The sequence below is a fragment of the Stieleria sp. genome (assembly GCF_041595215.1).
Taxonomy (GTDB): domain Bacteria; phylum Planctomycetota; class Planctomycetia; order Pirellulales; family Pirellulaceae; genus Stieleria; species Stieleria magnilauensis.
In genome coordinates, this window is the sequence record NZ_JBFHKV010000920.1 from 1 (window position 1) to 3552 (window position 3552).

Sequence of the window (3552 nt, forward strand, 5' to 3'; positions counted from 1 at the left end):
AATGCCGTTAGCAACTGTACCATCGGGAGACAGATAAACGACATCGGTCCAGTTGCCGCCGGTGGCTGCATCGCCAAGATTCTGGGCCGTCCAACGGACGGTGACCTCTCGGCCGGGTTGGATTGATTCATCGCTGATGGACGCGGAAGTGAAGACCAGGTCCGGCGTCGGGGCGGGATCGATTCTGATCGCGGCGGAGACAAGGTTATTGGCCTCATCGAATTCAATGATCGAACCGCCCGCATCGGTTGCGAACAGCAAGTAGAAATCGCCGATGGCGTCCCGAGGCATCGTCACGTCAAGCTGCGCGTCGTAGCTCGCTTCGGTCGCCAAGTCGGCCGTCCGGCTGAACTGGGCGAGCAATGTGTCCGAGGCGTCGAGGGTTTGATCGGTGGACAGATAAACCCGATCGCTCCACGAAGCTTCCGCGGACGCTAGCCCCAGATTCTTCACACGCCACGAAACGGGAATCTGCTCATCCGTTTGCGCCGTGGCAGTGGCCGTCAACACCTCGATGCTCAAGTCGGGTTGGGGTTGGGCGTCAACGGAAGCGGAATTATTGTTCTCATCACACTCGACCACGATGCCGGTGCCCGTGCCGTTGTCATCGGCAACAACCCAGAGCTGCGCAAACCCGCTGGGAACCGTGATGGTGACGTCTTCGAACTCACCGGGCCCCAGGATCGATGTCGAAGCCGCTGTTCCAATCAGAACTCCACCGGCACTTGGGTCCCCGTTGTAGACAGCGACGGGAACTCCGACCGGCGTGTCGGCGGAGCCTCCATTTCCGATTCGTGCGACAACATCCACCGAAGCACCCGAAGCACCCGAAGCATTCGTTCGAATGAAAGAAGCGGTCAGGTCGGGGGCGGGAAGTCCCGTTGCTCCAAAGACATCAATTTCCTGCCAAGCGACCCAAGACGGAGAAGACGTCGTCAAGATCTGAATGTACCGGCCTTCGATCGGCTGATCAAAGTTGATTTGAAACGCTTCACGATTGGTCGTGGCGGAAGTCAAGCGTTTCGCCCGCACGGCGTTCAATCTGGTGTTACCGATGGGCGAATCGGAGACCCAGACTTCGTGAGTGGTTGTCGCCGTCGAGGGAGCCTGCACGGGTATTAAGTTAACGCGTGACAACGGAATCCTTCGACCTAAATCTGCTTCAATCCACTGTTGCGGAAATCCGCCCGCATTCCATGACGCACCCGTGCCGTCGAACGCATTGAAAGGAACATTGTTGTCATTCCAAAAACCACTGGCGGTCACGGCGGTGGCGTAGAGATTGTCCGATACGTCGGCCACTGTGGTCCCGGCGACGCATTCGTGCCGAGCGTAATTGTTCATCTCATCGAGTTCGTGGATCGCATTCGTGCTATCAACAACGCCCCAAATCACGTTGTCCACGAATTGAACGTCGCCCGAGAGGGTTGCGGAGACGGGAGTACTTGCACCCGAGGCCAGCGGCCCGGTGACAATGGCACTTCCCAGCAGATTGTCGACGGATGCATCGAAAAGCCCATCCAGGTTTGCATCTTCGAAGAAAGCGACTTCGATTGCCCCCGTCACATCGATCGGTCCAACGTTGGTGACTGTCGCAGTGATCTCGCCTTGGACCGTCAAGTTTTGCGAGTCATAGTTCAGCGCACTCGTATCGACGTCGGTGAGCGTCAACTCATACGTGTCGGTCCCCACATTGACAGCCGAAATCGGATTGAGTTGGATCGCGTTGTAAAGCGGATCGGCACTACTGGTCGCGGTAAAGGTGATTTGGTAGGGAACGTTGCCGTCGTCGAGCAAGTCGTCGACTCCGGTGACCGTGAAGGTCCGGGGCTGATTCCAATTATTTGGTGTGAAAGTGTAAATTGCCGGTGCAATCGATGCTTCCGTCTGGTCACTGACGTTGACATCGATCGACACGTCTTGGAGCGGTTGGCTGTCCAAGGCAATCGAAAATACGCCAACCCCACCCGCCTCGGTGGTTTCGAGCGTCGCTGGCGCTGACACGGTGATGCCTGCGGTATCGTCGTCCACATTAGTCAAGTTCAGTTGCTGATTTGCGAGACTTGCGTAGAGCGAATCAGCGGAACCGGAAACGCTGATCGTGACGTCATAGGCAATGTCGCCATCGTCCACAGAATCGTCTTGTCCGATGACGAGAATGTTACGTGGTTGATCCCAGTCATCGGGCGTGAACACGATTGCTTCGATGGACGGTTTGCCTTCGGTCTCGTCGCTTGAATTGATTGCGATCGTCACGTCGGCCGTGGGCTGACTGTCAAGCACCACCGTAAGCTCGACTGGAGGAGATTCGGGTGCGAGCGTCAGCGTCGGATCGCCGAAGATCGAATGATCACTAAAATACGCTCCGCGATCAGTCGCGATCAACGTGAGAAAACGATCACTGTTCGCTAGCGTGGTACTCAGCATCTGGGAGCCGTTGCCATCGAGGCTCACTTGATTGCGAATGCTCCCGTCAACGACCACACTGAATTCAACGCTGCCAGAGTCACCCTCGATCGCAACCAGCGTCGAGAAGCTGCTTGCTTCGAGCCCAGGATGAGCCGACTCGAATGCGTCGAGATCGAAGGTAATTGCCTTATTGGCGTGGAATCCGATCCGGGAATTCGTTGGATGAACCGTTGCAACGCTCTGGTTGTTTCCGTTCCAAATGTGATCCCACGTCCTTGAATCGCCATCTCCGACTCCAGTCACCGTCAGTCCGGTGGATGAAACGGTGATCGATGTGCTTCCGGACGCTCCACCGTCAGGGACAAAGACACCATCAATAAACGACGACGTGGGTACAGCAGTGAATACGTTGGTGGAGCCGTCGGCTAGCAGGGTACCCGTTTGCGTTGAAACAATTTCTCCAGTCAGCGGATTTATTCCCCGGCTTCCACCCGTCCCAGTGCCGTCGCCACCCCCGACAACATCCGCCAGGTCCAGCACGACAGTCGTCAATCCGGAGCCTGATTCTGACGTCTGGGTCGTTGATGGGGTGCTGACCGTAAAGCCGACTTCGTCATCGTCTACGTTGACCACGTTGACGTCCGACGGATCGAGCCCGCTGTACAAAGGATCGTCACTGATGACCGGCGAGGTGACGATCGAGTAGGGCTGATCGCCGTCGTCGACATCGTCATCCACCCCGGTGATCGTGACCGTTTGCGGAACGTTCCAGTTGCTGCTATCGAAGGTCACGGATTGAAGATTGAGAACCCCTTCGCCCGAATCGCTGGGCGCGAGATTGATCGTCACGGGCGCGGACGGGATGTCTTCGAGTTCGATCGTGAACGTCGCGCTGCCACCCGCTTCGCTGGTTTGCAGTCCGGTCAGCGGATCGATCTTGATTCCCGCGACGACGCTGGTCAGGGAATAGGTCTTGTCGGTGCGCACTGGCACCAGGGCTCGATTGCTGTCAATCGTCAATCCGTTGAACGTGGCAAAGTCGCCGGTTTGGCTCACGAACGTCAGCACATCAAAGGCCTCACCGCGACTGGGCAGAAAGGTCGGGGCGATTGTGATGTCCAGCGTTCCGTTCAGGTCAACTGC

The 3552-nt window shown here is 57.1% G+C and carries 1 protein-coding gene; it reads right to left on the bottom strand.

Translation table 11 applies throughout. The features are described from left to right. Positions 1-3552 (bottom strand): CARDB domain-containing protein (locus ABX749_RS26265; protein ID WP_372898614.1); only part of this gene is annotated, 3552 nt, incomplete at both ends.